This is a genomic window from Micromonospora sp. NPDC023814, assembly GCF_040639595.1.
Classification (GTDB): Bacteria; Actinomycetota; Actinomycetes; order Mycobacteriales; family Micromonosporaceae; genus Micromonospora.
Window position 1 is genome coordinate 1 of sequence record NZ_JBFAAF010000189.1, and the last position, 2,926, is coordinate 2,926.

Genomic DNA, 2,926 nt, shown 5'->3' on the forward strand with positions numbered 1-2,926 from the left:
CGATGGTCACGATGGCGACGCCGGCACCAGTACCGCGCCAAAACAGCCCACTACCAGCGAAGACTCCGACTTCACCAGGTGCGGCTGGAGTACTAAGACGGCAGCCGCACCGAAACCGTCGTGCCACGACCGGGAGCGGACTCCAACTCCAGGACGCCGCCGATGGCCAGCGCGCGTTCCCGCATTCCGACCAGGCCGTAGTGGCCGGATGCCAGCAACGTCGAGGGCGGCGCCGGCGCGAAGCCGCGACCGTCGTCCTGGATCACCATCACGAACCCGGCCCCTTGCGCCGGGCCGAGCGACACGTTGACCCCGGCGGCTTCGGCGTGCCGGTCCACGTTCTCCAGGGCCTCCCGCAGGATCCGCATCAGCTCGTAGCGCACGGCGATCGGCTGGTCCGCCGCGTCGGTCAGACGCAGGCGGGTGGGTGTGCCGGTGCGCGCGCTCCACCGCCGGCAGTAGTCCTCGACCGCGTCCGCGAGGGTCCTGGTCGGGTCGTCCAGGCGCAGCCCTTCGATCAGGTCGCGGGCCTGGTCAGCCGCCGCGGCGGCGCCACGGGAGACCGTCTCCGCCAGCTGCTCGGCGAGATCGGGGCTGCGGCGCAGGGACGACGGCAGGGCCAGCGCCGCGAACGACACGCCCCGCAGTGTGCTGGAGACGGAGTCGTGCAGCTCACGGGCGAGGCGGGCGCGTTCGGAGGCGGCGGCCGACCGTTGGGCACGGGCCGCGGTGGTGACCATCAGGTCGACGTACCGGGTCAACGCCCCCATGGCCACCGCGCCGCCGAGCCCGGCCAGCACGTTGACGACCGGGAACGCCATCACGAAAGCGGCGACGTCGACCGGGGCGGCAACCCGCCGCAGGATCACGACCGCGACCGTGTAGCCGAGTGCGGCATGTGCGGCCCAAATGGACACACCGGACATTCCATAGAGTACGCCGGCCAGAGCGCAGGCCCCCGCCGCATAGGAGAAGTAGGCGACGCCGCCATCGGTGACCAGTAACGCCGCGACCACCACCGTGTCCGCCACCACGACGAGCACCCGGTGCCGGAACGCGCCGGGCCAGCGGGAAAGGACGGCGACGCCGAGGACGGTGGCGGCCACCACGATGCCGAGCGTACGCGCGGTGGCGGCGAGGTCGTCGGCGAGCCGTACCGTGGCCAGGGCCGTCGCGGCGGTCGCCGCACCTCGCATGAGCAGGACGGCGCGGCTGAGGGCGACGGTCGCGACCGCGCGGTCGATCCCGCGGTTCGCTGCGGCGGTTGTCATTGCTTGCACCGGTGATCCTTCGTCGGCCGTAGGCGTCCTGGGCGCAAGAACCTACCGGGGACGCCACACGCGAGCAACGCGGTCTGAACACGCCACCCACCGGGTACGCGGGCACGGGTTCACCCTCGCCTCTGAGCCACGAGACAGGTACCTTCAACGACGCGATGAGACGAGATCGAAACCCCACCGGCCAACACCGGACGGGCCCCTCCCCCGACCATAATCCTGACACCGCGGGGCCAGCGGCCCCGGTGTCCCTGCGGCTGGACCGCCGTGCCTGGGCGGCGGCGCTGCTCTGCCTGGCCGCCGCCGTCATCACCGCGAACCTCGTCATCCCCGGCGCGGGCTTCACCGGCGGCGACGATGACCGAGCCGGACCCGTTCCGTCGACGGCTCCGGCCTCGCCGACCGCGGAGGCGCCGGCCACGGCGTCGCCGACGCCGTCAGCATCGCCGTCGGCGACGCCCGCCGTCACCGGCACGCCGCGCCGGACCACCGCCCCGACCGCACGGCCGTCCACCTCGTCGGCCCCTCGACCACCCACCGGGCCGCCGGCACCGCCATTCAGGACGATCGCGGTCGAGGCCGAGGCCCCGGGGAACATCCTGCGGGGTGGAACCAAGGCGGTGCCATGCGCGCCCTGCGCGGGCGGTGCCCGCGTGGCCTACATTTTCAAGGAGGACGACCTGACGGTCGTGGCCGACGTCCCGGTCGGTGGCGAACGCACGATCACCGTGACGTACGAGACTGACGGCCCGCGGGGGGTCCAGCTCAGCATCAACGGTGGAGCGCCGGTCGTCCGCCTGGTCGACGGCGCCGGATGGGAGGTGCCGCGGACCTTCCAGGTCACCGCGGACGTCCCGGCGGGCGAGGTGAGGCTGCGCTTCTTCAACAACGGGCCGGCTCCGGACATCGACAAGGTGACGATCACCGCCTGAGCGACGCGCGGCCGCGACGACCGTCACCGCTCGGCCAGGGTCCAGCTCGTCACCGATATCTCGGGGTTGGCGCCGACGGGGCCGGCTGGCCGCGCCAGGCCCGCACCAGCTCGCCCCCACAATGATGTACGAGGTCGCCGCGGAGGGATCACCGCGGGCGGCGCGCGTGCTGGCTCGGTGCGTCGCCGGATACCGTTCCTAAAGACTGAGCATGGGTTGTACATGCTCAGCCGCGTGCCCGGACGGTGTTGGGCGCGCTGGTCTCCCGCGTTCGCTTCGCATCCGGCGCCATCGGATTGTCAATCCCCTGGGAGCGTGGAGGGTTCCGTTATGCGGCCCGGGCCTCCAGGGCGCGGGCCTCTGATCGTTCGTAGTCGATGGGTGATCGCCAGTCGCAGACGGAGTGCCGGCGACGCTGGTTGTAGAAGTCGGCGATCCAGGTGGCGATCTTCAGGCGGGCCTCGGTGCGGGTGCGGAAGTGGCGGCGGTGTACGTACTCGACCTTGATGGTGGAGAAGGTGGCCTCGGCGACGGCGTTGTCGAAGCATGATCCGACCCTGCCCATTGACTGGCGTACCTTCCAGCGGGCGCAGGCTCTGGCGAAGTCGGCCGAGGTGTACTCCTTAGGTTCAAGGAGTCGTTGCAACACCGGCTCGTTGGATCGATTCTAGGTGTTCGTTCAGGGCTTCTGCTGGCTTCTCCACCCCAGAGACTTGC

Annotated in this window: 3 protein-coding genes; 1 reads left to right on the forward strand and 2 read right to left on the reverse strand. The window is 71.3% G+C overall.

Translation table 11 applies throughout. The features are described 5' to 3' along the window. Positions 1-92: 92 nt before the first annotated feature. Positions 93-1,271, reverse strand: coding sequence for an ATP-binding protein (locus tag AB0G14_RS35200; protein ID WP_357705061.1), 1,179 nt, complete (start codon positions 1,269-1,271; stop codon positions 93-95). A gap of 659 nt (positions 1,272-1,930) precedes the next feature. Between AB0G14_RS35200 and AB0G14_RS35205 the strand changes: the two genes are divergently transcribed. Further along, positions 1,931-2,209: a hypothetical protein gene (locus AB0G14_RS35205; protein WP_357705057.1), complete on the forward strand. Its 279-nt coding sequence runs from the start codon at positions 1,931-1,933 to the stop codon at positions 2,207-2,209. A gap of 328 nt (positions 2,210-2,537) precedes the next feature. Here the strand turns inward: AB0G14_RS35205 and AB0G14_RS35210 are convergent, their stop codons facing one another. Further along, positions 2,538-2,855, reverse strand: coding sequence for an integrase core domain-containing protein (locus tag AB0G14_RS35210; protein WP_357705059.1), 318 nt, complete (start codon positions 2,853-2,855; stop codon positions 2,538-2,540). Positions 2,856-2,926: the final 71 nt, after the last annotated feature.

Bases quoted from the DNA above. Each gene is read 5' to 3' on its own strand.
- AB0G14_RS35200 (WP_357705061.1), bottom strand. From the start codon at position 1,271: ATGACAACCGCCGCAGCGAACCGCGGGATCGACCGCGCGGTCGCGACC.